Below are 26,661 nucleotides of genomic sequence, written 5' to 3'. Positions count from 1 at the left end.
ACAGTTGAAAATTTCTTCTCAACTGCTTATTTATTTGCAAAATAGTCTTCCTTAGTCAAGACATAATGAACTCTTGTCACGATTCGACCTTCTTCATGCTGGTCCATACAAGCATAAGCTTCTTCGTGGGAAAAACGCATTCCTGATTTCTCCATGACCTTTCCTGACGCGGGATTAGCCTTATCGTGTAAAGCAACTAACTTATTCATTCCTATCTTCTCAAAAGCTAGCTCAATTACGGCACGATTGGCTTCTGTCGTCAATCCTTGATTCCAATATTTTTTATTGATAATGTAACCAATAGCTGCCTTCTTAAGAACAGGATCAATCTTGTGCAAATCAATGGTTCCGATAAATTTGCCATTGCTTTTTAGTTCTATTCCCCACCGTCCCAAGGGATTGGCCAAGTAGAACTGAGCAATGTTATTCTTGGTTTCTTCCAAGCTTTGATTGGTTAGAAAAGTGTAACGTGTATTATCCTTATCCGAGGCATAGTCAAACATAGCTTCCGCATCATCCAAGGTTACAGGTCTAAGCAATAAACGCTCTGTCTCCACTATTGGATACTGAGCTAGTTTTAAAAAGATTGATTCCATATATTTCTTCCACTGGAAACCTTTCTAATCTAATATAAGGATATTAAATAAAACATGTAAAACGAAAATTTATAGTAGATTGAAATAAGATATAAACAAATCAATCAGGAAAGTCAAATTAATTTCTAGAAATGTTTTAGCAGTCACAACGTACTATTCTAGCGTCAATCTACTATAGATTGAGCATTGAGATAACTTTAAGTACAAAAGAACTATCCTTCAGATAGAGGTTGAGGATCTAATTCGTCACTCTCTTCTTTTTTAACTGGAGCTGGTTCATAAGCTCGGATAATCTGAGCGACAACTGGATGGCGAACAACATCCTTGGCTGAAAAATGAACAAAGTCAATCTGATGGATGTTCTTGAGTTTTTCTTGGGCATCAATCAAACCGGACTTGACATTACGTGGCAGGTCAATCTGACTGATATCTCCATTGACAATCATCTTAGAATTAAAGCCTAAACGAGTCAAAAACATCTTCATCTGCATGATGGTCGTATTTTGCGCCTCATCGAGAATGACAAAGGCATCATCCAAGGTTCGTCCACGCATATAGGCAAGGGGCGCAATCTCGATAATTTCACGCTCCATAAGACGAGTCGTTTGGTCTTTTCCCAGAATCTGATACAAGGCATCATAAACAGGTCTAAGGTAAGGATCTACCTTCTCCTTAAGATCACCCGGAAGAAAACCTAGACTCTCTCCTGCTTCCACCGCTGGGCGTGTCAGGATAATTCGTTTGACTTGCCCGCGTTTAAGGGCTGTCACTGCCAAGGTCACTGCAAGAAAGGTCTTCCCTGTCCCTGCAGGCCCAATTCCAAAGGTCACATCATGCTGTTTAACACTGTCCACATAAAGTTTTTGCCCTAGGGTTTTGACACGAATAGGTTTACCAGTATTATCCTTGATGATTTCTTCTTCGTAAAGGGCGACAAACTTGTCGATTTCATCGTTTTTGACCATACTAATCGCAGTCACCACATCTGGCGTACCAACGGTCATCCCACGATTTACCAAGACCATCAAAGCCTGAATAACCTGACGGGCTTCCTCACAGGCAGTCTCTTCTCCCAAAACCTGCACAATCTCCGTACGAGCATGAATCACCACATCAAGCTCTTCTTCCATCAAACGAAGATGGCGTTCATTGGAACCAAAAAGATGAAACAGGTCATCTGGATGACTCAGTTGAATGTCAATTGAATGTTCCTTCAAATAAAGAACCTCTCTAATCCTTTTATTTCTTTTTATTATAGCAAAGGGGTGGAGAAATTACTAGCCCAAACCCAATGAATCATGCTAGTGTTCTAAGTATTCTTGCCAGATAATGTCAAAATCTCCTAGATTGAAAGAGAAACTAGCGTACTCCTCCAAAAAGCGACTCACCTCGTCAAAATCATCTGTGTGTTTTGGGAAGGCTGACTCCTCAAAAGCTAGGTCTGCCAAGATAGCTTTGGGACTGTTACTTTTAGGATTGCGCTCGGTCATGAGCCAAGTGTAAAATGATTTTCTCATAAGTCTCCCTAAATCAACTCTGTCCCAAACTGGTCTTGCTTGATTTTACCAGCCTTCATCAAACCACCGAGTGCTTTCTTGAACTGACCTTTAGAAATGCCAAAGGTAGCCTTGATGTCATCAGGAGATGATTTATCATTTAAGGTCATGAAACCGCCATTGCTTTCCAAGTATGTCAAAATCATCTGAGCATCATTTTCCAACATCTCAAAAGAACGTGGTTTGAGGGAGAGGTTCAACGTGCGGTCCACTTCACGGAAACCAATAACGCGCGCATCTAATACTTGCCCCAAACGTGGCTCTGCGTAACGCTCGCTAGGATGGATAAAGCCAAGCATGTTATTTTCTGGCAGGTAAACAAAAGTTCCAGACAGCTTGAGGCGGTAAACAATGGCTGGCCAGTTTTGGTTCTGCATGTTGTTGTAGGCAGGACGAGCCAGACGTTGGAAGTCTTCTTGATAAGCCAAGAGTCCCCAGATACGGTCTTTCTTGTCCACTTCAAGACGGATGTAGAGTTGGTCGCCCTTCTTAGGCCAGAGTTCCTTGAGTTCAGGGAGAATATCGAGTGACACAACGATTTCCTTGTCAGGAAGGCCTGTATCCACAAAGACACCCAAGTCCTTACGAACCTCTGTAACACGGCCCCAACCAAACTGATCCTGAGTGGCAGTCACTTCTAAGGTTGTCATGCGGAGTTTTTGCTTCATATCCGTGTAGGCAAAACCTTTGACCGTATCCCCTACTGTATGTTGGCCTTCTTCCTTAGCAAGAGCATAGGTTTGACCATCCTTTTGCACAAAGTAAAAACGGTCATTTTCATCGATGATCAGTCCAACGATAAAACTTGCAAGATTTGTATTCATATTTCCTTCTTTCGAATAAAACTCAGCCAGCAATGCCAACTGAGTTTTTCTGTTTATTTTTAGACTTCCAAAAGTTCTTTTTCTTTGTTGGCAGTCATGTCGTCGATGTGTTTAACAGCATCGTCTGTTACTTTTTGAATGTCTTTTTCAAGAGTCTTCAATTCGTCTTCAGTGATTTCTTTTGCTTTTTCTTGTTTCTTAGCTTCGTCCATAGCATCACGACGAATATTGCGGACAGCCACTTTAGCATTTTCGCCGACCTTCTTCACTTCTTTAGCAAGGTCACGACGAGTTTCTTCTGTAAGAGCAGGGATAACCAAACGAATAACAGAACCGTCATTAGCTGGTGTGATACCAAGATCAGAAGCGTTCAAGGCACGTTCGATGTCTTTCAATGAAGACTTGTCAAATGGTGTTACCAACAAAACACGCGCTTCTGGAATGGTAATTGAAGCGATTTGGTTAAGAGGAGTTTCGACTCCGTAGTATTCTACATGTACACGGTCAAGCAAGCTTGCATTGGCACGGCCAGCACGGATACCACCAAATTCACGAGCAAGTGATTGGTGAGACTGGGCCATTCTCTCTTTAGCTTTTTCAATAATTGCGTTAGCCATAATCTTTCTTATTCCTTTTCTTAGATATTATTTGAAACTGTTGTTCCGATATTTTCACCAAATACGACACGTTTGATGTTGCCTGGTTGGTTCATGTTGAAGACAACCAAGTCAATGTCGTTATCCATTGAGAGAGTTGAAGCTGTTGAGTCCATGATACGGAGACCTTTATTGATAACATCACGGTGGGTCAATTCTTCAAATTTAACGGCTGTCTTGTCCTTCTTAGGATCGGCATTGTAAACACCATCGACCCCATTTTTAGCCATAAGGATGGCATCCGCTTCGATTTCAGCTGCACGAAGGGCCGCTGTTGTATCTGTTGAGAAGTAAGGTGAACCAATTCCAGCACCAAAGATAACGATACGGCCTTTTTCAAGGTGACGAAGGGCACGTCCACGTACGTAAGGCTCTGCCACTTGTTGCATGGCAATAGCTGTTTGTACACGCGTATCGACACCAACTTGTTGCAATGAATCTGCCATCACAAGAGCATTCATAACAGTCCCAAGCATTCCTGTGTAATCTGCCTGAACGCGGTCCATTCCTGCTTCTGCAGCAGGTTCTCCACGCCAGAGATTTCCTCCACCGATAACAAGGGCAATTTCGATACCTAAGCTATGAACTTCTTGAATCTCTTTTGCGATTGTTTGAACTGTTTGGATATCAATCCCTACGCCACGTTCACCGGCAAGGGCTTCACCTGATAACTTGATTAAAATACGTTTATACTTGGGATTCGCCATTTTCACTCTCCTTTTTTTATCCTACCTATTTTATCACAATTTCTAAGATTTTTATAGTATCATGAGCAATTCTTTCAAAAAAATTAGACCGTTAAAAATTCCTCTAAGTCAGAAAGAGCACGCTCTGCAATTTTTTCATAACGAGCCTTCTTATCACGAATACGCTCGCCTTCCAACTCCTTGATAATACCGAAATTAACATTCATTGGTTGGAAATGTTTGCTGTCAGCATGGGTGATGTAATGAGCTAGACTTCCAATCGCTGTTGTTTCTGGGAAAATAGCCTCGCTTTCTCCCTTGAAAAGACGAGCCGCGTTAATTCCCGCAACCAAGCCTGACGCTGCTGATTCAACATAGCCTTCCACACCCGTCATCTGACCAGCAAAGAAGAGATTTGGCTGTTTCTTAGAACGGTAAGTCTGTTCAAGAAGATTTGGTGAATCCATATAAGAATTGCGGTGCATGACACCATAACGAACAAACTCAGCATTTTCAAGACCTGGAATCATTTGGAAGACACGTTTTTGTTCTCCCCATTTGAGGTGGGTCTGGAAACCGACTATATTGTAAAGGCTACCAGCCGCATTATCCTGACGCAGCTGAACCACCGCATAAGGGGTTTTGAATTCTCCATCACGAGGTCCTGTGTAGTCATCTGGATACTCCAGACCGACTGGTTTCATAGGACCATAAAGCATGGTTTTAATACCACGTTTAGCCATGACTTCGATAGGCATACAGCCTTCAAAGTACTTTTCTTTTTCGAAAGAATTGAGCGGTGCTTCTTCCGCATTAACCAAGGCTTCATGAAAATCCATAAACTCTTGCTTAGTCATGGGAGCGTTGAGGTAGGCAGCTTCTCCCTTATCGTATCGAGACTTGAGGTAGACCTTGCTCATATCGATGGTGTTGACGTCGATAATAGGCGCTGCCGCATCGTAGAAATAGAAACCATCGCCGTCATTAAGAGCATGAATCTTTTCAGCCAGAGTATCGCTGGTCAAAGGACCAGTAGCGACAACCGTAATAACATCTGTCGGCAATTCTGTAATTTCATCACGCACCACCTCAATCAAGGGATGGTTGGCAACTTTTTCAGTCACCATTTGGGAGAAACCATCTCGGTCCACCGCAAGAGCACCACCAGCAGGAACACGTGTAGCCTCAGCAGATTCCAAAATAACAGAACCCAAGCGACGCATTTCTTCCTTGAGGAGACCCACTGCATTTGTCAAAGCATCCCCACGAAGGGAATTAGAACAAACTAACTCAGCAAAATTGTCTGTTTTGTGTTGAGGTGTTGACTTGACACCACGCATTTCATAAAGTTTAACTGGAATACCACGTTCTGCGATTTGGTAGGCTGCTTCAGAACCTGCCAAACCAGCACCGATAACATTGATATAAGATTGAGACACGACACTAATACCTCTTTGGGTGGGACGTAAGTCCATATCAAAACACCCCACTGGACTGTTTGACACCCACAAATCTTTCTAATTTTTTCTTCTACTAGTATAACAAAAAAAGGGAAGAAGGCAAACTTCCCTGTTTAGTCATTTTCTTGATTTTCTTCCCAGTCGTGGTAGGCTGCGTAGAGTTGACTTTTATTCCACTGGTAGTATTTCGCAACTTCCTTAATGGCTTGATTTTTCTTCATACCTTGCTGGATGCGGGCTTGGATTTCTGAAAACAAGTCCTCCTTGTCTTTTTCTTCCACATCCTGACTGGCACCTTCAACGATGAGAAGGCATTCGCCCTTGAGTGGTGTTTCAGCTATGCTTTCCAGCAATTCAGAGATCTTTCCTCTTTGGTATTCTTCATAGATTTTGGTCAATTCTCTAACCAAGACCACCGAGCGGTCACCGTAGACTTCTAGCATATTTTCCAACGTATCTGCTACACGATGAGGAGATTCATAGAAAATTTGTGTTTCAGGATAGTCTTTTTTCGAGTCGAAAAATTGCTTTTGCTGGCCTGATTTTCTTGGCAAAAAACCGTAAAAGATATGTGGCTGCGGTGCTAAACCACTGGCAATCAAGGCAGAAATCCCTGCAGAGGCACCCGGAACTGTGACAACTGCAACCTCTTCCTCAATTGCTGCCTTAACCAAATCATGACCAGGGTCTGAGATGCTAGGCAGACCCGCATCGGATACCTGAGCAATGCTTTGTCCTGCTTTCAGGAAACCAATCAAATCAGGAATCTTTTCCTTGGCATTGTGCTCATGAAAACTGATTTGCTTGGTGGAAATGTCAAAATGCTTGAGCAAAAGCCCTGTATTGCGCGTATCCTCAGCAGCAATCCAGTCCACTTCTTTCAAGGTCTGGATAGCTCGAAAGGTTATATCGTCTAGATTGCCAATCGGCGTTGCCACTAGATACAGCTTGCCATAGGGAGATTGCCCCTTAAAACTTTTTTGAATCTGCATGCTTACTCCCTGTATAGTAACTCGTCACAGAACATACATTCCTCATCCTGCTCTCGACGTTGACCATAAAAATCATTACAAACGTGAAATCCGTCTTTATAAATCCGACGGACACTTTCTCGAACATGTTTGGCCTTGACGGGAGCATCTGCTTCCACCTCACCCAAGCGTTCGCGCAACTTACTATTTTCCAAGCGAAGAGCTGTATTTTCCTCTACCAGGCTCTTGAGATTTTTCTTGATGGCTTCCACGTCGGCCAAGGTTACCAATAACTGTTGGGAAAAATCATCCAGCGCGTCAAATAATTCTTTTTTGTCCATAAAACAGCCCTTTCCTTTCTTTATCGTTCATTTTTGAGTTTATATTTCTTTCAAGACCAGATATTCCATAGCATTTTGAAAGCTGACATTAGCTTGCCACATTTTTCTAGCTTCTAGCAAATCTTGTAGAATCACTCTTACTCTTGCTTGTAGGATATCTTGTCCACAGAGAACTTCAAGAATCCGTAAAACCTGATCTTGTTTTTCCTTGTCATCTGCTAAGTTGGCTAATTTAGCAACCTGCAGATAACTTTCTTTTTTCTTAGCTACTAACCAAGTCAGCAGGCGTTCACTTTCATCGACCAAGGTCCAAAAGACTGCCTGATTTGCCAACTTTTCTGCTTCAGCTCGCGATTGACTAAACTGAGCTAGGAGAGTCGCTTTTTTCTTAACCAGTCCCATTTGTTCTAAGAGCAAGATGAGTTGTTCTTCTTGCTTTTTAAAGTGGAAAATTTGAGTCCGACTACGGATGGTCGGTAACATCTTTTCCTCATCGCTGGTCAAGAAGAAAATATAAACCTCACTCTGGGGTTCTTCGATGACCTTGAGCAGAGAATTGGCTGCATTAGGATGCATCTTCTCAGCTTGCTCGATAATAAAAACCTGCTGCTGGCTTTCAATCCCTGCTTGAGAAAACTGTCCCACCAATTCCCGAATGCGTTCTGTCTTAATAACCTGATTGACTGGCTTAATCAAAGTGACATCGGGAAATTCTTCCTGTTCAATCAGCTTACAATTTCGACATTTCTCACATGGCAACACACCTACCTTATCCGTACAAAAGAGGCTCTTAGCCAAAAATTGAGCCATTTCCAAGCTTCCAAAGAAACCTGAAAAGAGATAGGCGTGATTGAGCTGGTTTTGTTCTAGAATACGGACAAAGCGGTCAAACTGGGCTGGTTGCCAGGCCTTTAGTTGATCTTGTTTCATTTAGCTAATCCCATTCTATCAAACAAGACAGCCTTGGTAGTTTCCACAACTTGCTCCAAGGGGAGACTCGCATCAATCTTGACAATGCGATTTCCCTCTTTATCCAGAAGAGAAAGGTAGCCTTGACGAACTTTTTTATGCAAGTCCAAACCTTCCAAGTCCAAACGATTGACCTCGCGGTCACTATTAGCAGCAATGCGAGCCAGCCCTTCTTCCACCTCGATGTCAAAATAGAGTGTCAAATCAGGTTTAAGGCCATCTGTCGCAAAGTGATTGAGCCAATCAATGGCGTCAATATCCAAGCCACGACCAAATCCCTGATAGGCAATGGAACTATCGATGAAGCGGTCCATAATGACCAACTTGCCAGCTTCAAGGGCAGGGAGAACTTTTTCCACCAAGTGCTGTCTGCGACTGGCGATATAGAGAAGGAGTTCCGTTTTAGGATCCATCTGAGTATGACTTAGGTCCAAAATCACTTCCCGAATCTTCTCCCCAATCAAGACTCCGCCAGGTTCACGGGTCGTCAGCACCTCTACTCCTTTTTCCTCTAAAATTGGGAGCAGAGCCTCTAAAACACTGGTCTTTCCTGCTCCCTCTGGTCCCTCAAGAGAGACTAAAAATCCTTTTGACATGTCTAACTCATTTCTTTTTTACTACTTCTATTCTATCAAAAAAATAGGGGTTTGTGACAATCTTTTTGTCTTCTCATTTCATACTCAATGAAAATCAAAGAGCAAACTAGGAAGCTAGCCGCAGGTTGCTCAAAACACTGTTTTGAGGTTGTAGATGGAAGCTGACGTGGTTTGAAGAGATTTTCCAAGAGTATCAACCACCATAAAAGAGGCAGACAAATCCACCTCTTATTTACCTAGTTCTTGTGTTCGTTTATAGGCTTGACCAACTGCATCCATGACCGTTCCTCGAAAAGCATGCGCTTCTAGGCTTGCTACACCAGCGATAGTCGAACCACCTGGGCTACAAACTTGATCTTTTAAGACCCCAGGATGTTGCTGACTTTCAAGGACCAATTGCCCAGCTCCTACCACAGTTTGTGCTGCCATTTTTAAAGCTATTTCTCGTGGCAATCCTGTCTGAACACCTGCATCTGCCAAGGCCTCAATAAAGAGATAGACAAAAGCCGGTCCACAGCCTGCAAGACCTGTCGCTGCGTCGATTAAGCTTTCCCCAAGTTCAACCAAGAGACCAGCCTTAGTTAAAAGTTGACAAAATAGCTCACCGTCCTCAGCCCTGCAATTAGGAGACAAGGCATAACTAATCACTCCTTGTCCGATAGAAGCCGGAGTATTTGGCATCATACGAATAATTCGGTGTTGACTTGGGATAAGGCTTGCTATTTTTTCTAAAGTCAATCCAGCTGCCATGGAAATCAAAAGAAGACTTTCTCGTTTTTCAAGGATAGTCTGATATTGAGAAAGCAAGTCTGAGAACTGTGCAGGCTTTACTCCTAGAAAAATCACATCTGCTTCTGCAAAGATTTCGTCATTGCTGGAAGCCTGACCGCCAAAGTCGGCAATGAAAGAATCCACCTTGGCTTGACTACGATTGGCAAGGAGAAGGTCATCACCCGTCTTGGCCTGCAAAACAGCCTTGGCCAAACTAGCTCCCATATTCCCCAAACCGATAAATCCAATCTTCATCTCTTACTCCCTTATCTGTCCGTCACCAGTAACCACATACTTATAGCTGGTCAACTCTTTCAATCCCATGGGACCACGCGCGTGCAGTTTCTGAGTAGAAATCCCCATTTCGCAACCAAGACCAAATTGGCCACCATCGGTGAAACGAGTTGAGGCATTGACATAAACCGCTGCAGAGTCCACCTGATCTGTAAAGTAAGCTGCAGCTTCTGCATTTTCCGTCACAATGGCATCCGAATGATGGGTACTGTGAGCCTCAATATGGGCAACCGCTTCTTCTAAACTGCTCACAATCTTAACAGCTAGAATATAGTCTAAAAACTCGGTGTCAAAGTCTTGAGCCTCAGCTACTTGACCAGAAACAAACTGACTTGCTTTGCTATCCAGGCGGAATTGAATTGCTTCCAACCCAGCTTCTTTTCGATCTGCAACCAGCACTTGCTCCAAGCGAGGAAGAAAACTTGCTGCCTTGTCCTCATGAACAAGGAGAACCTCCATGGCATTGCAGACAGAAGGGCGACTAGTTTTGGCATTGTTGATGATAGACAGCGCCTTGTCTTCGTCTGCATCCTTGTCCACATAAACATGGACAATCCCAGTTCCTGTCTCAATAACAGGTACGATAGCATTTTCAACTACGGCATTGATCAAACCAGCCCCTCCACGAGGAATGAGAAGGTCTAGATAGCCTTTGGCCTTCATCATGGCATAGCTGCTTTCACGACTGGTATCTTCCACCAGTTGAATCACATCTGGGTGAATAGTAGTCGTCTCCAAGCCCTTCTTCAAAGCTGTGACAATAGCATGAGCTGTTTGATAGGCATCCTTACCACTACGAAGAACAACTGCATTTCCACTTTTAAGAGCCAAAGCAGCCGCATCAGACGTCACATTCGGACGGCTTTCATAGATTATACCAATAACTCCCATAGCTACACGTTTCTTTGTGATAACCAAACCGTTTTCAAGCTGATTGGTTTCTAAAACTTCACCGATTGGATCTGGTAAGGCAACCACTTCACGAATACCAGTTGCCATCGCTTCTATACGCCCTGCATCCAAATAAAGACGATCCAGCATCACATCTGAGATTTTACCTTTGGCCGATTCCATATCGAGGGCATTTGCCGCTAAAATCTCCTCTGTAGCAGCCACTAAGTGATCAGCCATGGCTAGCAAGGCTTGGTTTTTCACGTCTTCACTAGCTGTGTTGATCGATTTTTTAACAGCCTGTACCTGCTCAAATTGTTCTTGTGTACTTACCATAGTTTACCTCTAAAATTCTGTAAAGAGTAGTTGGATTTCAGGAGTAATGGAAATCCAGTCATCACGGTGAATCAAGACACCCTTGGCTTTTTGAGAACGTAACATATCCTCCAAAGCAGATGCCCCAAATTGCACGCGCCCTTTTCCAAGTGATTTTCCACTTTCCTTGTCAAATACTGTCACGATATCACCGTAAGAAAAGGCACCTTCTGCATCAACAACACCAGATAAGAGAAGACTCTTTCCATGTTGAGAGAGAGCTTCAGCAGCCCCTTTATCAACCCAAATAGAACCTTGACTCTGAGCATAAAAGGCCAGCCATTGTTTCTGGGTACGGAGACCTTTTTCCTCTGCAACAAAGTAGGAACCATCCTTGGTTTCCTCAGCCGCCTCAATCATGGCATCTGCCTTCAAGGATGAGCAAATATAAACAGGAACTCCTGATTCTGTCGCAATAGTTGCAGCCTTGATTTTTGTTAACATGCCCCCAGTTCCATTTGACGAGCCAGCTCCACCAGCCATATCAATAATTTCACGATTGATGGTCTCGATTCTCTCCAAGCGTTTGACTGTTGGATCTGAATTAGGATTTCCAGTATAAAGACCGTCCACATCTGTCAAGAGAACCAAAAGGTCTGCTTGGACCATGGCCGCTACCTGGGCACTAAGAGTGTCATTGTCCCCAACCTTGAGTTCATCAATGACGACACTGTCATTCTCATTGATGATAGGAATCGCACCACGGCTAAGTAAAACCGACAAAGCCTGATGGGCATTTTTATAACGGCGCTTATCCACAAAGTCATCCTGGGTCAGCAAGATTTGTGCAGAAACGATTTGGCGCAAGAGAAGATTGGTCGTGTATTCTTCCAACAAAAGCCCTTGCCCTACCGCTGCTGAAGCCTGTTTATCAGCAATCTTAGTCGGACGCTTTTTAAATCCTAAGGATCCAAAACCAGCAGCAATGGCTCCCGACGACACCAAAATCAACTCATGACCCGCCTCGTGCAACATAGCTAACTGCTGGGTAATAGCCTTTACCTTACTACGTGATAAACTTCCATCCTCATTTGTCAGAGAAGAAGTCCCCACCTTAAAGACGATCCGTTTGTATTTCATAGTCTCACTCCGATTCTTCATATTTATCCATTATAACATGAATAGCAGAAAATAGAAAAGAGTTGATAGGAAAAAGAAGGCCCTAAAACCTTCTTTTTTACTACTGTTCTGATTCCGATTTATTTGTACTCGTCTCAGAGCTTTTTGAAGTTGAAGAAGTCAAATCTTGACTAGTTGAAGCGCTTGTAACACCTTCATTCTGTCTAATTTCTTTACTTTCAAGATCTTTTTTCACTACTTCTTTGGATTCTTTTATTTCTGAGTTACTTGTGACTTTAGTTGTAACAGATTTCTCGACCGGAACATCCACTAACCAGGTACCACTTGAATCAACAGTATAGCCTTCTGGTGTCTTACCATTCACAAGTAATTGACCATTTTCTTTCAAGAAGTACCATTTATCCTTGTCTTTAATCCAACCCACAGCTTGTGAACCGTCTGTCTTGTAGAAATACCAATCATTTGCCTTTTTAAGCCAGCCTTGCTTCATAGCTCCTGATTCTTCTAGATAGTAATGATGACCAGAAACTTCTATCTCACCTGTCTTCATGATACCAGTAGAATCCATATAGTACCAGGTTTCTTTATCTTTTACCCAGCCCGTTTTCATTTCCCCTGATGGAGCAAAGTAATACCATTGCCCCTTATATTGAAGCCAACCTGTCTTCATAGAGCCATCGTTTGATAAATAATACCACTGTTCTTTATCTTGAATCCAACCAATTTCCATCTGGTTTTCTTTGTTAAAATAATACCAGATTCCAGCGATTTTCTTCCAATTTTTAGCAGCAGCACCAGAGTCTGTCAAATAGAACCAACGATTGTTCCATTTTTTCCATTGATTATATAGCAGGATTCCCCTCTGATTAAAATAGTACCATTCACCTTCAATTTCATTCCAACCGACAGCATACTCTCCTGTAGAATCAGGCGCTTGATACCACCAGTTTCCATAAGCACTTTTATGCCAACCAGCTTGAAAACTTGGAATCGGCTTGTAGGATGTTGAAATATTGACAAAACCGTCTTTTCGAATATCAAAAACTGTCGCATCATAGTCTTTGCTGGCTGCGTTTATATGTTGAATTCCCATTGATTCAAGCCAGCTAATATATTCCCTATTTATTTCTTCACCGCTATCATACGAACCAATTGGTGAGGAAGAAGTTTGAACAATTATCTCAGGAGACAAATTTCTTATAAAATTTTTTGTATTAGAATTTTTTGTATCTAAATGATGATTAAACTTCATCAAATCAACTTTTCCAATGAGAGAACCGTACTTGTCTTCTGCTCCATGAACATTATCTAAGTCGCCCCCAAGATAAATTTTCTTGCCATTGACTTTTACTACACTAATCAAGGAATTGGAATTATCATCCCAAACAGGTTTAAGATTTCCATTCTCATCATATTCATTTTCATAATTATAGAGCTGAATATCCATGTCCCCAAACTGAAAATGAGCATCTCCTTGTGTGATGTTTTGAATCACTGAAACACCTTTTTCTGCGGCAGTCTGTAAAACCTTATCATAGCCATACAGATTATCCCAAAGACGTTTAGGCTTAGTAATACGATTATCACTATATTTCTTAAGATAGACTCGGTCAACTGGATAGGTAGACAGTAATTCATCAGCATTTCCAATATGATCACTGTGAGTATGGGTCACCAAAATAAAATCAAGTTTTTGGACACCCAATTCCTTCAAACGACGAAAGACACGGTCTGTTAGAACATGCTTATAAGTTGTATTGATACCCTGTCTCCATGGATAACGAGAATCACTTCCATCTGGGAAATCATAATCTTCTCCTGTATCCACCATGGCAAAATGTCCATTGCTTTCAAGAATAATCGCATCACTTCCACCTTCATGAACATTTATAAAGTGAATTTTATTTCCTGAACTTTCTTGAGCTTGAACATTTCCATACCATGACAAGCCTAAAAAAGCGCCTGCAAGTGCTAAACTAGTCAATTTCTTTTTCATTCTTACTTCCTCAGTCTCTCTAATGTTTCCTTAAATATCTCTGGGATATCTGCTGTAAATTCCAAAATCTCACCTGTTCTCGGATGAGTAAAACCTAAAGTCTTGGCATGAAGAAATTGCCCAAGCCCTTTCAGGGTCTTACGTGGACCATAGACTTCATCACCAGCGACTGGATGACCAATATAAGCCATGTGAACACGGATTTGATGGGTACGCCCTGTCTCCAGTTGTAACTCCACTAAGCTATAATCTCCAAAGCGTTCCAAGACGTGGAAACGAGTCACTGCAGGCTTCCCTTTAGCAGTCACAGCCTGTTTCTTACGATCTTTTTCACTACGACCAATCGGAGCTTCAATCACGCCACGATCATTGGGTAGATTTCCATGAACAATCGCCCAATATTTTCGGAGAGACTTTTTATCCTTAAGTTCTTGAGCAAGCGCTAGATGCGCATCGTCATTTTTAGCAATCATAAGAAGGCCTGACGTATCCTTGTCAATACGGTGAACAATTCCTGGACGTAGAACCCCATTGATACCCGACAAATCCTTGATATGATACATAAGGGCGTTTACTAGGGTTCCACTAGTATGACCAGCACTCGGATGCACAACCATCCCCTGAGGTTTGTTAACGACAGCCACATCCTCATCTTGGTAGACTATTTCTAGCGGAATATCCTCAGCCACATACTCTAAGACCTCTGGCTCTGGCACATGGTAAGTGACGACATCACCCTCTTGTACTGTGTATTTAGCTTTCTTGACTTGCCCATTGACCAAGACCTGGCCTGATTTAATTTGTTCATTCGCGAGACTGCGTGATAATTCTGTCAAATCCGACAAAGCCTTATCCAAACGCAGGCCACCAGTTTCAATTTTAATTTCCATTTGTTTCCTCTTTTAGCATTGCAATCAATAAAATAATCACTCCAACTGTCAGATAGCTATCTGCTACATTGAAAATTGCAAAATTGATAAAGTCAAGGTGGAACATATCCACAACAAATCCCTGACTAATCCTGTCAATAAAGTTTCCAAGACCACCTGAGATGATCAAGGTCAAACCCAAGACCATCCAGAGTGAGTCCTCCATGTGTTTATGTAGATACCAAATTGCACCTACCATAACGACAAGTGTAATGATAGCAAATAACCACTGCTGATCTTGTAAGATAGAAAAGGCTGCCCCTCGATTTTGCAGGTAGGTCAAGCTAACGAAATTGGGAATCCAAGAACGCACTTCACCCAGTGGAATCTGCTGGACGATATAGGATTTTACCAACTGATCCAGCCCAATCAAAAGCAGTACAATGACTGCCACTATTCCTCTTTTTTTCATGATTTCCTCTTCTGATTAAAATATTCTTGCATGACTTCTACGAAGAGAGTCCCAGCTTGACTCAGCTCCACTTCTTCACGTTTAACATAGACCATGCGATTATCCAAATTATCCTTGAGACGAATAACTGTAATGCCATTGACACTATCACTATCCAAAAATCCAGAACCTGTCGCATAAGCGTCTGTCCGCTCCAAAATACCATTCAAAGTAGCACGGTCTGTCACATTAAACATCTGTGAGCTTGCACTAGTATCAACAAAATTCTCTGAATAATAAAGGTACTCGTCTTTCTCTTGAGTAAAACGAACCGTTGGTAAATCAGCTAAATCCTCCATAACCAATTCCTCTTTCTGAGCCAAAGGATGCCCCTCGCGGAGATAAATGTGGGTATGGAAGGGAATCAATTCAATGACCTCAAGACCCAGCTTTTCAACCCGTTGCATGATCCCTTTTTTATTTTGATTGTTGAGGTAGATAATCCCAATCTCACTGTGCCCCTGAGCTACTTCATCAAGTATTTGAACTGTAGTAGACTCAAAAATACGGAAATTTTTGTAATCAGGATAGCGCTCTGAAAAGGCCGTAATAGTTGGTGGCAAGAAGTCATAGTGCTGACTGGCAATGGAAAATTCATCCTTTTCTTCCTCAGGATTGGCATACTGATTTTGAAAAATATCAAATCCTTTAACCAATTCTTGCGCTTTTTCATAGAATTCCATACCACGACGGGTCAAGAAAGTCCCTGAGCTGGTCCGACGGAAAATCTTAAAGCCCAACTCTTTTTCCAAATCACGAACAGAAATAGACAGACTCGGCTGACTAACATACATCTTTTCAGCAGCTTCACGGAAAGTACCACTATTGGCAATGGCAACAACATAGCGTAATTGTTGAATGTTCATCTTCTACCCCCAACTTCTTTATCTTTTCATTATACCATATTTTAGAAGTTTTCCAAAAAGGAAAAAAGTCTGGAAATTTTCAAGTCTAAGCGAATACTCCAATACCCCAATACAAGAATTAGAATGATATCTTTTTTCAGTCCTCAATTGATTTCAAGTAAATAAAAACAGCAAATCTTGTTGATTTACCGTTTAAAATATGATACAAGAAAAGCCTCTAACATTTTCTTTTTCCCTATAAATCAACTAGAAAAAGTCTCTTCAATCCTATTAGCTATATCTGGATTTACTTCCCAAATACCAGCATAAGGTTGCTCAATATACTGTCTTTTCTTCTTAGTATATAGATAGACTACACTATCCTTTTCTTCATTCTGATGATAAAACTTGATAATGATATAATCTTTAACATTTGTCGGTTGATCATTTACACTCTCCAAAGAGGTAGATTTTGACTGTTTCTGTATCTCCTCAATCAATTTTGAAATTTCTTCTCTCTTGTTGATAGTTTTAACATCTTCAGAGAGTTTTTTCTGCAGAGAAATAACAGAGATCTTTTCAGGTTCAGGAAGAATAAGTTTTTTCTTACTAACACAAGCAGATAAAACAAGAAAAGAGATTGAACAGACTATTATGGTGATAAGATGTTTCATACAAGTTTACATCCTTTCATTCTTCTTACTTTTTCTCTGAGATACAATTATAGCATCAAACCTTAGCACAAACCTTAGCAATTTTTACAATATCTTATTCCCTTATAACATTCATTGCTGTTAAAGGTTTACATTCCACTATTTTATGATTGTATCTAAAAGATAAAGCAGCCGACAAGTTCGCTTCTTACATTGGTTTTTAAAATATGGGTATCAGCGTGGGTATCAAAACAAAAAAACAGGCTCTCCGAAAACTCGGAAAGCCTTAGTTTATGCTACTTCTAGCTTCCTCGCCTTTATATTTCAAGGCTCGGGATAAAAAGGTTCACTGGACCTTTTTATTTAGCGATTGGGTAAACAGAAACTTGTTTTTTATCGCGTCCTTTACGTTCAAAGCGTACTACGCCTTCAACTTTAGCGAACAAAGTATCGTCTCCACCACGTCCAACGTTTACACCTGGATAGATGTGTGTACCACGTTGACGGTAAAGGATTGATCCACCTGTTACAGTTTGTCCGTCAGCTGCTTTAGCTCCAAGACGTTTAGCTTGTGAATCACGTCCGTTTGATGTAGAACCTCCACCTTTTTTGTGGGCGAAAAGTTGCAAGTTGTTAAGAGTCATTTTTAACATAATGTTTTCCTCCGTGTTAGTTTTCTGTGATAACTCTGGTTTGGACGAACTCAGAAGAGTTCTCCGATAAGTTTGCCATACCTAAGAAAAATGATTCAAAGAATAACTGGGTCATTTCTCTCTGGTGTGAAGGAAGATCTTTTGGAATTTCAACCATCAGATAGCCACCTTCATCTTCGTTTAATTCTAGGATTGGTTCATAGGCTGCAAATTTTTCAATAGAATTGATAAAGTTAATGGCAAGCGTAGAAACCGATGCACACACGACATCTAAGCCGTATTCGCCACTCTCGGCGTGTCCAGTAATTTCCGCACTCCTCAGCTCGCCATCTTCGGCTCTCTCAAAGACTGCTTGTATCATGTGTTCTCCTTAAAATTAAGCGTTGATTGCGTTGATGACAACTTTTGTATATGGTTGACGGTGACCTTGTTTACGGTGGCTACCTTTTTTAGGTTTGTACTTGTAAGTAACAACTTTCTTTTGTTTTCCTTGTTTTTCAACAGTTCCAACTACAGTAGCTCCAGCAACAAGTGGAGTTCCGACAACAGTGTTTTCACCGCCAACAAGAACAACTTCGTTAAAAGTAACTTCTTGACCAGCTTCAACGTTCAATTTTTCAACGTAAACTGCTTGACCAACTTCAACTTTAACTTGTTTTCCGCCAGTTTTGATAATTGCGTATGTGCTCATTATGCACCTCCTATGATTTTTATGGGTTTCCCCGATTTTTTTGTGAAGACTCGCCTAGCATCGTGGGACGAACCACTTAAACTTGAATAATCAAACAACGATGTTCGTGCGGTTGCACAGGATCGTGCATAGTCAACTCTTCAAGTATAGCATATCTCCTATTTTCTTACAAGTAATAACACCTAAAATGAAGCTTTTTCTTTTACTTTTTTCCTCCACTTAGCAAAAAGCATACTGAGGTAAAAAAAGCTCATCATAATGGGAACACCAAGAATGGTCTTTTCATGATAGAAAATCGTCAAATAAGCTGAAAAGACAACGCCAAGGACAAAACTACTAAGCAGGCTTACAAAGATAATCTCTTCACGTAAAAAAGGAGTGTGCTTGGTTCGGAAATAATCTCCAAAAGCCAGCATGGTTCGTTTGATATTCCCTGTCATAAAGGCGTTATTGTAGGCAATACCCGAAACCTCACCAAAAGCAGTTGTCACCAGGCCCATACAAAAGGCCAAGGGCGGTACTAGATAGATATTATCTACAGTTTGCGGTACAAAACCAATAATGATTGATAAGATTGCCAAAGGAATCAGTGACAGAATTGGCTTTTTCACAATTCTCAATTTTTCCTTATAAACAGTTAATAAAAAGACCCCCATCATAAAAGCTAGCAAGGTCATTACTTTGGCACTGGCATCTGACACATTGTGTTGAATCAGACCTACTGAAAGAAAGACGACATTCCCAGTTTGTCCAGCCACAAGAGTGTTCCCTCGCACAATAAACGTATAGGCATCTACATATCCTGCACAAAAAGTCAAAAAAAGCGCTAGCCTCTTAGACTGACGTGATATTTTTCTTATAGGTAATAGCCTCATTTTTCCTCCCATTTCATTTACTCATCTCATTATTGTACCACTTTCTTTGGGAAAGTCCTAGTAGCTTATTTGAAATTTTTTACCCTCTGTTGGATAGTCCCGTCTATCTATGTTATAATGAAAGAAGGATTTGAAATCAGAAAAGGAGGAACTATGCTTAAATTAGGTGTCATCGGAACAGGGGCTATCAGTCACCACTTCATAGAAGCGGCCCATTCCAGTGGAGAATACAAGCTGGTCACAGTCTATTCTAGAAAACTAGAAACTGCGGCAACCTTTGCTTCTCGCTATCAGAATCTCCAACTCTTTGATCAAGTAGAGGACTTCTTCAAGAGTTCCTTTGATGTGGTCTATATTGCCAGTCCAAACTCCTTGCATTTTGCTCAGGCAAAGGCTGCTTTGTCTGCTGGTAAACATGTTATTCTTGAAAAGCCAGCTGTCACTCAACCACAAGAATGGCTGGATTTGGTTCAAACAGCTGAGAAAAATCACTGTTTTATATTCGAAGCGGCACGGAACTACCATGAAAAAGCTTTCACTATCATCAAAAACTTTTTAGCAGACAAACAAATTTTGGGAGCAGATTTCAACTATGCCAAGTATTCTTCCAAAATGCCTAACTTGTTGACTGGGGAGACACCAAATGTCTTCTCAGACCGTTTTGCTGGTGGAGCTCTTATGGATTTAGGGATTTATCCCCTCTACGCTGCCGTTCGTCTCTTTGGAAAGGCTCAGGATGCAACCTATCAGACTCAACAGCTTGACAATAGCATTGACCTAAATGGTGACGGAATCCTCTTCTACCCAGACTTTCAAGTTCATATCAAGGCTGGGAAAAACATCACTTCCAATCTTCCTTGCGAAATTTACACAACAGATGGAACCCTGACGCTCAACACAATTGAGCATGTTCGCTCAGCTATTTTTACCGACCACCAAGGAAATCAAGTCCAGCTCCCTATCCAACAAGCTCCCCATACGATGACTGAGGAAGTCGATGCATTTGCACACATGATCCAGCAACCAGATCTGAATCTCTACCAAACTTGGCTGGAAGATGCAAGTTCTGTTCATGAACTACTATTTACCATGCGCCAGACTGCTGGCATTAGATTTGAGGCAGAAAAATGAAAAACAAACTACCGACTGAATGGCAAGAACTGAGTGACCAACTCGGTTTCCAAGAATTCACCCCCATTCAAACTCAACTATTTGAGCCCCTTCTTGCTGGAGAAAACCTCCTAGGAGTGAGCCCAACAGGAACTGGTAAGACCCTAGCTTACCTTCTACCAAGTCTTCTCAGACTACAAAAGAAAAAAGCCCAACAACTCTTGATTCTAGCACCAAATACAGAGCTTGCTGGACAGATTTTTGATGTATGTAAAACGTGGGCTGAAGCTATCGGCTTAACTGCCCAACTCTTCTTATCAGGTTCGAGTCAGAAACGCCAGATTGAACGCCTCAAAAAAGGACCAGAAATTCTGATTGGAACCCCTGGCCGTATCTTTGAACTGATTAAATTGAAAAAAATCAAGATGATGAACGTAGAAACCATCATCCTGGATGAATTTGACCAATTGCTTGATGATTCTCAGATACACTTTGTCGAGAAAATTACTCACTACGCACCTCGTGATCACCAACTTGTCTATATGAGTGCGACAACCAAGTTTGACCAAGAAAAGATTGCGCCTAACACACGTACCATTGATCTTTCTGACCAAAAATTGGACAACATCCAGCACTTCTACATGCAGGTAGATCAACGTCACCGAGTGGATATGCTTCGAAAACTAGCTCATGTAGAGGATTTCCGTGGTCTGGTCTTCTTTAGCAGCCTATCAGACCTTGGAAGCGCAGAAGAAAAACTACAGTATCGGGATATCTTGGCTGTTTCCCTCGCTAGTGATGTCAATGTTAAATTTAGAAAAGTCATCTTAGAAAAGTTTAAAGATAAGCAACTAACCCTACTCCTTGCAACTGACCTTCTGGCTCGTGGAATTGATATCGATAGCCTAGAATGCGTCGTAAACTTTGATGTTCCTAGAGATATTGAAACCTACACTCACCGTGCTGGCCGTACAGGTCGCATGGGTAAAGAAGGTTATGTTATCACTCTCGTCACTCATCCAGAAGAGCTTAAAAAACTCAAGAAATTCGCAAGTGTCCGTGAAATTATCCTAAAAAATCAAGAACTCTATATCAAATAAAGCCCAATTGCTCTATGCACATCTAGTGTATAGAGCTTTTTTATAAGCAATTCAATTTTATACTCTTCAAACCGCGTCAGCTTCGCCTTGCCGTATGTATGGTTACTGACTTCGTCAGTCTTATCTACAACCTCAAAAACATGTTTTGAGCTGACTTCGTCAGTTCTATCTGCAACCTCAAAACAGTGTTTTGAGCAGCCTGCAGCTAGCTTCCTAGTTTGCTCTTTGATTTTCATTGAGTATTAGTTCAATATTCGAAAAAAAGAACCTTGCAAAGCAAGATTCTTTTAGTGTCTGACTTAAATAATTGTTCTTCTGGGAACTAAATCGAATTAAGCTTCGATTTCTGTAACCATACCTGAACCAACAGTACGTCCACCCTCACGGATAGAGAATGTAGTACCTTGTTCTACGGCGATTGGGTGGATCAACTCAACGTCGATTGTCACGTTATCACCAGGCATTACCATTTCAGTACCTGCTGGAAGTTCGATTGAACCTGTAACGTCAGTAGTACGGAAGTAGAATTGTGGACGGTAGTTGTTGAAGAATGGAGTGTGACGTCCACCTTCTTCTTTAGTAAGGATGTAAACTTCACCTTTGAATTTAGTGTGTGGGTTGATTGAACCTGGTTTAGCGATAACTTGTCCACGTTCGATTTCATCACGTTGAACACCACGAAGAAGGACACCTACGTTATCTCCGGCAAGACCTTCGTCAAGTTGTTTACGGAACATTTCAACACCAGTAACAACTGCTTTTTGAGTTTCTTCTTTGATACCAACGATTTCGATTTCGTCGTTGACTTTAACGATACCACGGTCGATACGTCCTGAAGCAACTGTACCACGTCCAGTGATTGAGAATACGTCTTCGACTGGAAGAAGCAATGGTTTGTCAGTGTCACGTTCTGGTTCTGGGATGTACTCATCAACTGTGTTCATCAATTCCATAACGATGTCTTCGTATTTAGTATCACCTTCAAGGGCTTTAAGAGCTGAACCTTGGATAACTGGAAGATCGTCACCTGGGAAGTCGTATTCTGACAATAGGTCACGGATTTCCATTTCAACCAATTCAAGCAATTCTTCGTCGTCAACCAAGTCAACTTTGTTCATGAAGACGATAAGGTGTTTAACACCAACCTGACGTGAAAGAAGGATGTGCTCACGAGTTTGTGGCATTGGTCCGTCAGTTGAAGCTACTACAAGGATAGCACCGTCCATTTGAGCGGCACCAGTGATCATGTTTTTAACGTAGTCCGCGTGTCCTGGAGCGTCGATGTGAGCGTAGTGACGTTTTTCAGTTTCGTACTCAACGTGCGCAGTGTTGATAGTGATACCGCGTTCGCGTTCTTCTGGAGCAGCATCGATAGACGCATAGTCTTTAGGTTGGTTAACAGCTGAAGGCAAGCGACGTGCCAAAACAGTTGTGATAGCTGCAGTTAGGGTAGTTTTACCGTGGTCAACGTGTCCGATAGTACCAATGTTAACGTGTGGTTTACTACGATCGTATTTTTCTTTTGCCATTTGAGTAAAAGCCTCCAATAAAATATATTTTATAGATAGACAGTAGGCAATACAGTCTAACTTTCCTTACTATTTTATCAAATTTCAGCTAAATTGCAAGTGTTTTACAAAGTTTTTGTGAATTATTCTTAATCTGCTAATCTAAACGACACTTCTACTCCTATCACTTAGCTAAACAAAAAGAAAAATCAGGAATTTCCTGACTTTTACTTAGCTAATTCTCTTTCTCGTTCTTTCATTGTTTTATGATTTTCATACAAACGTGATAAGAACTTAGAAATTTCTTTTAAGATAGAATAGGTTGGTACTGCGACAATCATACCAATGACCCCATATATATTGCTTGATAACAAAAGTAATACTAAAATCGTAATTGGATGAACCTTCATCACACCACCAACGATTCGAGGGTAGAGGATATTTCCATCCACTTGTTGAATGATTAGCATGTAAACAACTGCAATTAGCATTCTATGAGGATCAGTAAAGACATTGGCAATAATCATCGGAATCAAGCCGATACTTGGTCCCACATAAGGAATAAGATTGGCTAATCCTGAAAAGATGGCGAAGACCAAAGCGTATTTCAAACCAATCACGCTATATCCGATAAAGGCCAAACAACCGATAATAATGGCATCAATTGCGACTCCACTAATATAGCGAGCAATTGTTGCATTCAAATTCTTTAAAAGACCTGCAATATGCAACTTATCTCTCTTTAAAACAGTACGTTCAAGCATCGGTAAAAATTTGTTACCATCTAACAAAAAATAAACCAAAAACACAGGGGTCATGATAATAATCAAAACAGTACTAAAGAGAGCAGATAGAACACTTCCAACACTATTTGTAACGCTATTTAGGATATTTTGTAAAATATCTACATAGGATAGATTTAATTGTTGAATAGTCGCTTGAATATCCAAATTTTGAAAGGCTGGATAAGTAGATAAATCCATAATCAAATCTTGTAAACGACTGTAGATAGTCTGGCTAGTCGCAATCAAGCTGGTCAACTGATTAACCAAAATCGGTAAGAGATAGACTACCCCAATGACAAGACCCCAAACCAAAGCACACAAGGTTAATAGAATACCAATGATACGATTAATTTTGAAATACTTTTGTAAAAAAATTACAATAGGATTGGTCAAATAATATAAAAAACCACCTAGAAGAAAAGGAATCATGATGGTGTTTGCGACGCTTACAAAAGGCGTGATAATAGCCCCCATCTCTCTCCATAAATAAAAAATGATTGTTAATAATAAAATCTCACTGGTCCAAAAAAATAATTTATTCTTACGAAACATGAGCTACCTCCATTCATCTATTTTACCATACTTTCAAAAAAGCTTCTTTCTTCTATCATGAAACTGGGAATATTTTTTTCTTTATGTTAGAATAAACTTACTATGAAAAAAATCATTTTAACTCTCTTAAGTCTATCCGTAATTGGGTCAGCATCTACTGTTGCTGCCCAAGATTTTAATATTGCTGCTAAACATGCGATTGCTGTTGAGGCCAATACTGGTAAAATTCTATATGAGAAAGATGCAACTCAACCTGTCGAAATTGCTTCTATAACAAAACTACTTACAGTTTATCTTGTCTATGAGGCTCTAGAAAATGGAAGTATCACACTATCCACCCCAGTAGATATTTCTGATTATCCTTATCAATTGACGACAAATTCTGAAGCCAGTAATGTTCCCATGGAGGCCCGTAATTATACTGTCGAAGAGTTACTTGAAGCAACTCTGGTATCTAGTGCCAACAGCGCCGCTATTGCCCTAGCTGAGAAAATTGCTGGCTCTGAAAAAAACTTCGTTGATATGATGCGAGCAAAACTCTTGGAATGGGGAATCAAAGATGCCACTGTTGTCAATACAACTGGTCTGAACAACGAAACTCTCGGAGATAACATTTACCCTGGGTCTAATAAAGATGATGAAAATAAGCTCAGTGCTTATGATGTCGCTATCGTTGCTCGTAACCTCATCAAAAAATACCCTCAAGTCTTGGAAATAACGAAAAAACCTTCTTCTACTTTTGCTGGAATGACAATCACTTCGACCAACTACATGTTAGAAGGTATGCCTGCTTACCGTGGTGGTTTTGATGGACTGAAAACAGGAACAACAGACAAAGCTGGAGAATCTTTTGTTGGTACTACTGTCGAAAAAGGCATGAGGGTTATCACAGTTGTTTTAAATGCAGATCATCAAGACAATAATCCCTACGCTCGCTTTACAGCTACATCTTCCCTAATGGATTATATTTCTTCTACATTTACACTTCGCAAAATCGTTCAACAAAGCGATGCCTATCAAGATAGTAAAGTCCCCGTACAAGATGGAAAAGAAGATACGGTCACTGCAGTGGCCCCAGAGGATATCTATCTAATTGAACGTGGTGGGAATCAATCTTCCCAATCTATTCAATTCACACCTGATTCTAAAGCAATCCTCGCACCACTTGAAGCTGGAACAGTAGTTGGCCATTTGACTTACGAAGACAAGGATTTGATTGGTCAAGGTTACATTACCACAGAACGTCCTAGTTTCGAAATGGTAGCAGAAAAGAAAGTTGAAAAAGCCTTCTTCTTAAAAGTTTGGTGGAATCAGTTTATCCGATTTATCAACGAGAAATTATAAAACATACTGAGCAAAAGATTGCTCCAAAATAGAAACAGCCCAAAAAGGCTTTAAAGTCAAAAACGCATAGTATCAGGTATTAAAACTTGATATTATGCGTTTTATTGTGGTAATATTTACTTCGTTTTCTCCTAAAATTGAATTTTATCCCAGTCTTTTTTGAGATATTTTATTCATTAGTTTAGGAAGACAATTACTAATCTCCGTTGGCAAGACCACATAATGTTCTTGAGCTAATTCTTGGGCTATCTCTGAATGAAGATGAGTCGCTACGGTTACACGCTCGTAGAGACTGGCCTGTCGAAATTGGCCTGCAAATCCTGCAATCATCCCAGCCAGAGTATCTCCCATTCCCCCAGTCGCCTGATAGGGACCGCCAACCTGTAACTGGTAATAATCAGATTGGACAGCTTGCCAAATACGAGTAGCCGCACCTTTCTCTACCAAAATTGTTCCTTGAGGGAAAGAAGTCAGTGCACTAGCTGTTGTAGCTTCGTTTTGCTTTTCAATCGTAATTCCAGACAGTTTTTCCCACTCCTTTTGGTGGGGAGTTAGGATAAGCTGGTTAGATGGAAATGACAGACTTGTCCTAGCGAGAATAGTCAAGGCACCTCCGTCTACAATCAAAATATGATTCTGTTTTAAGCCAGCAAAGACCTGTTTAACTAAATCTTCTCCAAAAGCATCGTCTCGTAAACCAGGCCCCAGCAAGACAACTTCTGCCTTCTCCAATTGCTCTTTTAATAATTGCTGGTCTTGAAGAGAAAAGGCCATAGCCTCAGGTAAATGACTGTGCAAAGCTGGGATATTTTCTCTATCTGTTCCAATAGTTACCAATCCTGCACCGCTTTTTACAGCTGCTAAAGCAGCCATGATTATGGCACCTCCATAAGGATAAGTACCACCTAACAGAAGCAAGCGACCATAGTCTCCTTTATGACTTGTACGAGAACGTTCAATAATGACTTTTTCTAGTAAGGCTTGATCAATCACTTTCATCGTTTTTCCTCTCGCATTTATTATACAACAAAAAAGAGGCGCAGACCTCCTTTTGTAATCTTATATCTAAAATTTAATACTCATTTCTGCCATTTCAGATATAG

The 26,661-nt window shown here is 41.0% G+C and carries 30 protein-coding genes, 1 pseudogene and 1 other annotated feature; of the genes and pseudogenes, 4 read left to right on the top strand and 27 right to left on the bottom strand.

Going from position 1 to position 26,661, the window contains the following annotated elements; translation table 11 throughout:
* Positions 1-26 precede the first annotated feature (26 nt).
* The 18 genes from KV696_RS00400 to KV696_RS00315 all read right to left on the bottom strand — a co-directional run bounded on the left by KV696_RS00400 (position 27) and on the right by KV696_RS00315 (position 16,308).
* Positions 27-596, bottom strand: coding sequence for a GNAT family N-acetyltransferase (locus KV696_RS00400; RefSeq protein WP_219966549.1), 570 nt, complete (start codon positions 594-596; stop codon positions 27-29).
* 212 nt (positions 597-808) lie between these two features.
* Positions 809-1,813 carry a PhoH family protein gene (locus KV696_RS00395; RefSeq protein ID WP_023942819.1) on the bottom strand — a complete coding sequence of 335 codons (1,005 nt, stop codon included), beginning with the start codon at positions 1,811-1,813 and terminating at the stop codon, positions 809-811.
* Between the two features lie 84 nt (positions 1,814-1,897).
* Complete coding sequence (locus KV696_RS00390) at positions 1,898-2,113, bottom strand: YozE family protein (RefSeq protein WP_023942821.1); 216 nt, start codon at positions 2,111-2,113, stop codon at positions 1,898-1,900.
* A gap of 8 nt (positions 2,114-2,121) precedes the next feature.
* Positions 2,122-2,976 carry an RNA-binding virulence regulatory protein CvfB gene (cvfB, locus tag KV696_RS00385; protein ID WP_023942823.1) on the bottom strand — a complete coding sequence of 285 codons (855 nt, stop codon included), beginning with the start codon at positions 2,974-2,976 and terminating at the stop codon, positions 2,122-2,124.
* Positions 2,977-3,035: 59 nt separating this feature from the next.
* Complete coding sequence (gene frr / locus KV696_RS00380) at positions 3,036-3,593, bottom strand: ribosome recycling factor (protein WP_219966548.1); 558 nt, start codon at positions 3,591-3,593, stop codon at positions 3,036-3,038.
* Between the two features lie 20 nt (positions 3,594-3,613).
* Positions 3,614-4,339: a UMP kinase gene (gene pyrH, locus KV696_RS00375; protein WP_000002995.1), complete on the bottom strand. Its 726-nt coding sequence runs from the start codon at positions 4,337-4,339 to the stop codon at positions 3,614-3,616.
* A gap of 83 nt (positions 4,340-4,422) precedes the next feature.
* Positions 4,423-5,757, bottom strand: coding sequence for a methylenetetrahydrofolate--tRNA-(uracil(54)-C(5))-methyltransferase (FADH(2)-oxidizing) TrmFO (gene trmFO / locus KV696_RS00370; RefSeq protein WP_219966942.1), 1,335 nt, complete (start codon positions 5,755-5,757; stop codon positions 4,423-4,425).
* A 134-nt stretch (positions 5,758-5,891) separates the two neighbouring features.
* On the bottom strand, positions 5,892-6,770 hold the full coding sequence (gene rsmI, locus KV696_RS00365) for a 16S rRNA (cytidine(1402)-2'-O)-methyltransferase (RefSeq protein ID WP_219966547.1): 879 nt from the start codon (positions 6,768-6,770) through the stop codon (positions 5,892-5,894).
* Between the two features lie 2 nt (positions 6,771-6,772).
* Positions 6,773-7,090, bottom strand: a complete 318-nt coding sequence (gene yabA, locus KV696_RS00360; RefSeq protein ID WP_000358227.1) for a DNA replication initiation control protein YabA — start codon at positions 7,088-7,090, stop codon at positions 6,773-6,775.
* 39 nt (positions 7,091-7,129) lie between these two features.
* Positions 7,130-8,020 carry a DNA polymerase III subunit delta' gene (locus tag KV696_RS00355; protein ID WP_219966546.1) on the bottom strand — a complete coding sequence of 297 codons (891 nt, stop codon included), beginning with the start codon at positions 8,018-8,020 and terminating at the stop codon, positions 7,130-7,132.
* Entirely contained in the window at positions 8,017-8,655 is a 639-nt protein-coding gene (gene tmk, locus KV696_RS00350; RefSeq protein ID WP_023942833.1) for a dTMP kinase, read from the bottom strand. Before tmk ends, KV696_RS00355 begins: the two co-directional genes overlap by 4 nt.
* Positions 8,656-8,883: 228 nt before the next feature.
* Positions 8,884-9,681 carry a pyrroline-5-carboxylate reductase gene (proC, locus tag KV696_RS00345; protein ID WP_023942835.1) on the bottom strand — a complete coding sequence of 266 codons (798 nt, stop codon included), beginning with the start codon at positions 9,679-9,681 and terminating at the stop codon, positions 8,884-8,886.
* 3 nt (positions 9,682-9,684) lie between these two features.
* Positions 9,685-10,947 carry a glutamate-5-semialdehyde dehydrogenase gene (locus KV696_RS00340; protein ID WP_023942837.1) on the bottom strand — a complete coding sequence of 421 codons (1,263 nt, stop codon included), beginning with the start codon at positions 10,945-10,947 and terminating at the stop codon, positions 9,685-9,687.
* 9 nt (positions 10,948-10,956) lie between these two features.
* Positions 10,957-12,066 carry a glutamate 5-kinase gene (gene proB / locus KV696_RS00335; protein ID WP_219966545.1) on the bottom strand — a complete coding sequence of 370 codons (1,110 nt, stop codon included), beginning with the start codon at positions 12,064-12,066 and terminating at the stop codon, positions 10,957-10,959.
* A gap of 100 nt (positions 12,067-12,166) precedes the next feature.
* Entirely contained in the window at positions 12,167-14,062 is a 1,896-nt protein-coding gene (locus tag KV696_RS00330; protein WP_219966544.1) for an MBL fold metallo-hydrolase, read from the bottom strand.
* Between the two features lie 2 nt (positions 14,063-14,064).
* On the bottom strand, positions 14,065-14,952 hold the full coding sequence (locus KV696_RS00325; protein ID WP_219966543.1) for an RluA family pseudouridine synthase: 888 nt from the start codon (positions 14,950-14,952) through the stop codon (positions 14,065-14,067).
* The gene (lspA, locus tag KV696_RS00320) at positions 14,942-15,403 is read right to left on the bottom strand and encodes a signal peptidase II (RefSeq protein ID WP_153226503.1); all 462 of its coding nucleotides are present in this window, start codon (positions 15,401-15,403) and stop codon (positions 14,942-14,944) included. Before lspA ends, KV696_RS00325 begins: the two co-directional genes overlap by 11 nt.
* Positions 15,400-16,308 carry a LysR family transcriptional regulator gene (locus tag KV696_RS00315; RefSeq protein ID WP_001025694.1) on the bottom strand — a complete coding sequence of 303 codons (909 nt, stop codon included), beginning with the start codon at positions 16,306-16,308 and terminating at the stop codon, positions 15,400-15,402. Before KV696_RS00315 ends, lspA begins: the two co-directional genes overlap by 4 nt.
* Between KV696_RS00315 and KV696_RS09940 the strand changes: the two are divergent.
* Positions 16,301-16,375, top strand: a pseudogene (locus tag KV696_RS09940) (AraC family transcriptional regulator); the annotation flags it as partial. The gene KV696_RS00315 and the pseudogene KV696_RS09940 overlap by 8 nt on opposite strands.
* A 175-nt stretch (positions 16,376-16,550) precedes the next feature.
* Here KV696_RS09940 and KV696_RS00310 read toward each other — a convergent pair.
* The 5 genes from KV696_RS00310 to KV696_RS00290 all read right to left on the bottom strand — a co-directional run bounded on the left by KV696_RS00310 (position 16,551) and on the right by KV696_RS00290 (position 19,171).
* A complete protein-coding gene (locus KV696_RS00310; RefSeq protein WP_219966542.1) occupies positions 16,551-16,961 on the bottom strand; it encodes a DUF5301 domain-containing protein in 411 nt (136 codons plus the stop codon).
* Positions 16,962-17,299: 338 nt separating this feature from the next.
* Positions 17,300-17,593, bottom strand: coding sequence for a 50S ribosomal protein L27 (gene rpmA / locus KV696_RS00305; protein ID WP_000916509.1), 294 nt, complete (start codon positions 17,591-17,593; stop codon positions 17,300-17,302).
* A 16-nt stretch (positions 17,594-17,609) separates the two neighbouring features.
* On the bottom strand, positions 17,610-17,954 hold the full coding sequence (locus tag KV696_RS00300) for a ribosomal-processing cysteine protease Prp (protein WP_219966541.1): 345 nt from the start codon (positions 17,952-17,954) through the stop codon (positions 17,610-17,612).
* Between the two features lie 15 nt (positions 17,955-17,969).
* Positions 17,970-18,284, bottom strand: coding sequence for a 50S ribosomal protein L21 (gene rplU, locus KV696_RS00295; RefSeq protein WP_000109141.1), 315 nt, complete (start codon positions 18,282-18,284; stop codon positions 17,970-17,972).
* 36 nt (positions 18,285-18,320) lie between these two features.
* Positions 18,321-18,408 (bottom strand) — a sequence feature (ribosomal protein L21 leader region).
* Between the two features lie 58 nt (positions 18,409-18,466).
* Positions 18,467-19,171 (bottom strand): YoaK family protein, encoded by a 705-nt coding sequence (locus KV696_RS00290; protein ID WP_219966540.1) that lies wholly within the window; start codon positions 19,169-19,171, stop codon positions 18,467-18,469.
* A gap of 141 nt (positions 19,172-19,312) precedes the next feature.
* Here KV696_RS00290 and KV696_RS00285 point away from each other — a divergent pair, with 141 nt between their 5' ends.
* The gene (locus KV696_RS00285) at positions 19,313-20,290 is read left to right on the top strand and encodes a Gfo/Idh/MocA family protein (RefSeq protein WP_219966539.1); all 978 of its coding nucleotides are present in this window, start codon (positions 19,313-19,315) and stop codon (positions 20,288-20,290) included.
* The gene (locus KV696_RS00280; RefSeq protein ID WP_219966538.1) at positions 20,287-21,369 is read left to right on the top strand and encodes a DEAD/DEAH box helicase; all 1,083 of its coding nucleotides are present in this window, start codon (positions 20,287-20,289) and stop codon (positions 21,367-21,369) included. The genes KV696_RS00285 and KV696_RS00280 overlap by 4 nt, the downstream gene beginning before the upstream one ends.
* On the opposite strand, the gene KV696_RS09935 is transcribed toward KV696_RS00280, so the two are convergent.
* The 3 genes from KV696_RS09935 to KV696_RS00265 all read right to left on the bottom strand — a co-directional run bounded on the left by KV696_RS09935 (position 21,357) and on the right by KV696_RS00265 (position 24,214).
* Positions 21,357-21,605 carry a hypothetical protein gene (locus tag KV696_RS09935; RefSeq protein WP_257959917.1) on the bottom strand — a complete coding sequence of 83 codons (249 nt, stop codon included), beginning with the start codon at positions 21,603-21,605 and terminating at the stop codon, positions 21,357-21,359. The two genes, KV696_RS00280 and KV696_RS09935, sit on opposite strands and share 13 nt — an antisense overlap.
* Before the next feature lie 96 nt (positions 21,606-21,701).
* The gene (gene tuf / locus KV696_RS00270) at positions 21,702-22,898 is read right to left on the bottom strand and encodes an elongation factor Tu (RefSeq protein WP_001040721.1); all 1,197 of its coding nucleotides are present in this window, start codon (positions 22,896-22,898) and stop codon (positions 21,702-21,704) included.
* 206 nt (positions 22,899-23,104) lie between these two features.
* Entirely contained in the window at positions 23,105-24,214 is a 1,110-nt protein-coding gene (locus tag KV696_RS00265) for an AI-2E family transporter (protein ID WP_219966537.1), read from the bottom strand.
* Between the two features lie 102 nt (positions 24,215-24,316).
* Between KV696_RS00265 and pbp3 the strand changes: the two genes are divergently transcribed.
* Positions 24,317-25,558, top strand: coding sequence for a D-alanyl-D-alanine carboxypeptidase PBP3 (gene pbp3 / locus KV696_RS00260; RefSeq protein WP_219966536.1), 1,242 nt, complete (start codon positions 24,317-24,319; stop codon positions 25,556-25,558).
* A gap of 144 nt (positions 25,559-25,702) precedes the next feature.
* Here pbp3 and KV696_RS00255 read toward each other — a convergent pair whose 3' ends face one another.
* A complete protein-coding gene (locus KV696_RS00255; protein WP_219966535.1) occupies positions 25,703-26,557 on the bottom strand; it encodes an NAD(P)H-hydrate dehydratase in 855 nt (284 codons plus the stop codon).
* Between the last annotated feature and the right edge of the window lie 104 nt (positions 26,558-26,661).

The sequence above is a fragment of the Streptococcus humanilactis genome, assembly GCF_019448275.1.
GTDB classification, from domain to species: Bacteria; Bacillota; Bacilli; order Lactobacillales; family Streptococcaceae; genus Streptococcus; species Streptococcus humanilactis.
This window is presented reverse-complemented; position numbering and strand designations above follow the sequence as displayed.

Bases quoted from the DNA above. Each gene is read 5' to 3' on its own strand.
- KV696_RS00280 (WP_219966538.1), top strand. From the start codon at position 20,287: ATGAAAAACAAACTACCGACTGAATGGCAAGAACTGAGTGACCAACTC.
- pbp3 (WP_219966536.1), top strand. From the start codon at position 24,317: ATGAAAAAAATCATTTTAACTCTCTTAAGTCTATCCGTAATTGGGTCA.
- tuf (WP_001040721.1), bottom strand. From the start codon at position 22,898: ATGGCAAAAGAAAAATACGATCGTAGTAAACCACACGTTAACATTGGT.
- KV696_RS00310 (WP_219966542.1), bottom strand. From the start codon at position 16,961: ATGAAACATCTTATCACCATAATAGTCTGTTCAATCTCTTTTCTTGTT.
- proC (WP_023942835.1), bottom strand. From the start codon at position 9,681: ATGAAGATTGGATTTATCGGTTTGGGGAATATGGGAGCTAGTTTGGCC.
- tmk (WP_023942833.1), bottom strand. From the start codon at position 8,655: ATGTCAAAAGGATTTTTAGTCTCTCTTGAGGGACCAGAGGGAGCAGGA.
- KV696_RS00315 (WP_001025694.1), bottom strand. From the start codon at position 16,308: ATGAACATTCAACAATTACGCTATGTTGTTGCCATTGCCAATAGTGGT.
- KV696_RS00330 (WP_219966544.1), bottom strand. From the start codon at position 14,062: ATGAAAAAGAAATTGACTAGTTTAGCACTTGCAGGCGCTTTTTTAGGC.
- KV696_RS00390 (WP_023942821.1), bottom strand. From the start codon at position 2,113: ATGAGAAAATCATTTTACACTTGGCTCATGACCGAGCGCAATCCTAAA.
- rplU (WP_000109141.1), bottom strand. From the start codon at position 18,284: ATGAGCACATACGCAATTATCAAAACTGGCGGAAAACAAGTTAAAGTT.
- cvfB (WP_023942823.1), bottom strand. From the start codon at position 2,976: ATGAATACAAATCTTGCAAGTTTTATCGTTGGACTGATCATCGATGAA.
- KV696_RS00400 (WP_219966549.1), bottom strand. From the start codon at position 596: ATGGAATCAATCTTTTTAAAACTAGCTCAGTATCCAATAGTGGAGACA.
- frr (WP_219966548.1), bottom strand. From the start codon at position 3,593: ATGGCTAACGCAATTATTGAAAAAGCTAAAGAGAGAATGGCCCAGTCT.
- lspA (WP_153226503.1), bottom strand. From the start codon at position 15,403: ATGAAAAAAAGAGGAATAGTGGCAGTCATTGTACTGCTTTTGATTGGG.
- KV696_RS00265 (WP_219966537.1), bottom strand. From the start codon at position 24,214: ATGTTTCGTAAGAATAAATTATTTTTTTGGACCAGTGAGATTTTATTA.
- rpmA (WP_000916509.1), bottom strand. From the start codon at position 17,593: ATGTTAAAAATGACTCTTAACAACTTGCAACTTTTCGCCCACAAAAAA.
- yabA (WP_000358227.1), bottom strand. From the start codon at position 7,090: ATGGACAAAAAAGAATTATTTGACGCGCTGGATGATTTTTCCCAACAG.
- KV696_RS00285 (WP_219966539.1), top strand. From the start codon at position 19,313: ATGCTTAAATTAGGTGTCATCGGAACAGGGGCTATCAGTCACCACTTC.
- rsmI (WP_219966547.1), bottom strand. From the start codon at position 6,770: ATGCAGATTCAAAAAAGTTTTAAGGGGCAATCTCCCTATGGCAAGCTG.
- KV696_RS00300 (WP_219966541.1), bottom strand. From the start codon at position 17,954: ATGATACAAGCAGTCTTTGAGAGAGCCGAAGATGGCGAGCTGAGGAGT.
- KV696_RS09935 (WP_257959917.1), bottom strand. From the start codon at position 21,605: ATGAAAATCAAAGAGCAAACTAGGAAGCTAGCTGCAGGCTGCTCAAAA.
- KV696_RS00255 (WP_219966535.1), bottom strand. From the start codon at position 26,557: ATGAAAGTGATTGATCAAGCCTTACTAGAAAAAGTCATTATTGAACGT.
- KV696_RS00325 (WP_219966543.1), bottom strand. From the start codon at position 14,952: ATGGAAATTAAAATTGAAACTGGTGGCCTGCGTTTGGATAAGGCTTTG.
- KV696_RS00290 (WP_219966540.1), bottom strand. From the start codon at position 19,171: ATGGGAGGAAAAATGAGGCTATTACCTATAAGAAAAATATCACGTCAG.
- KV696_RS00340 (WP_023942837.1), bottom strand. From the start codon at position 10,947: ATGGTAAGTACACAAGAACAATTTGAGCAGGTACAGGCTGTTAAAAAA.
- proB (WP_219966545.1), bottom strand. From the start codon at position 12,066: ATGAAATACAAACGGATCGTCTTTAAGGTGGGGACTTCTTCTCTGACA.
- pyrH (WP_000002995.1), bottom strand. From the start codon at position 4,339: ATGGCGAATCCCAAGTATAAACGTATTTTAATCAAGTTATCAGGTGAA.
- KV696_RS00355 (WP_219966546.1), bottom strand. From the start codon at position 8,020: ATGAAACAAGATCAACTAAAGGCCTGGCAACCAGCCCAGTTTGACCGC.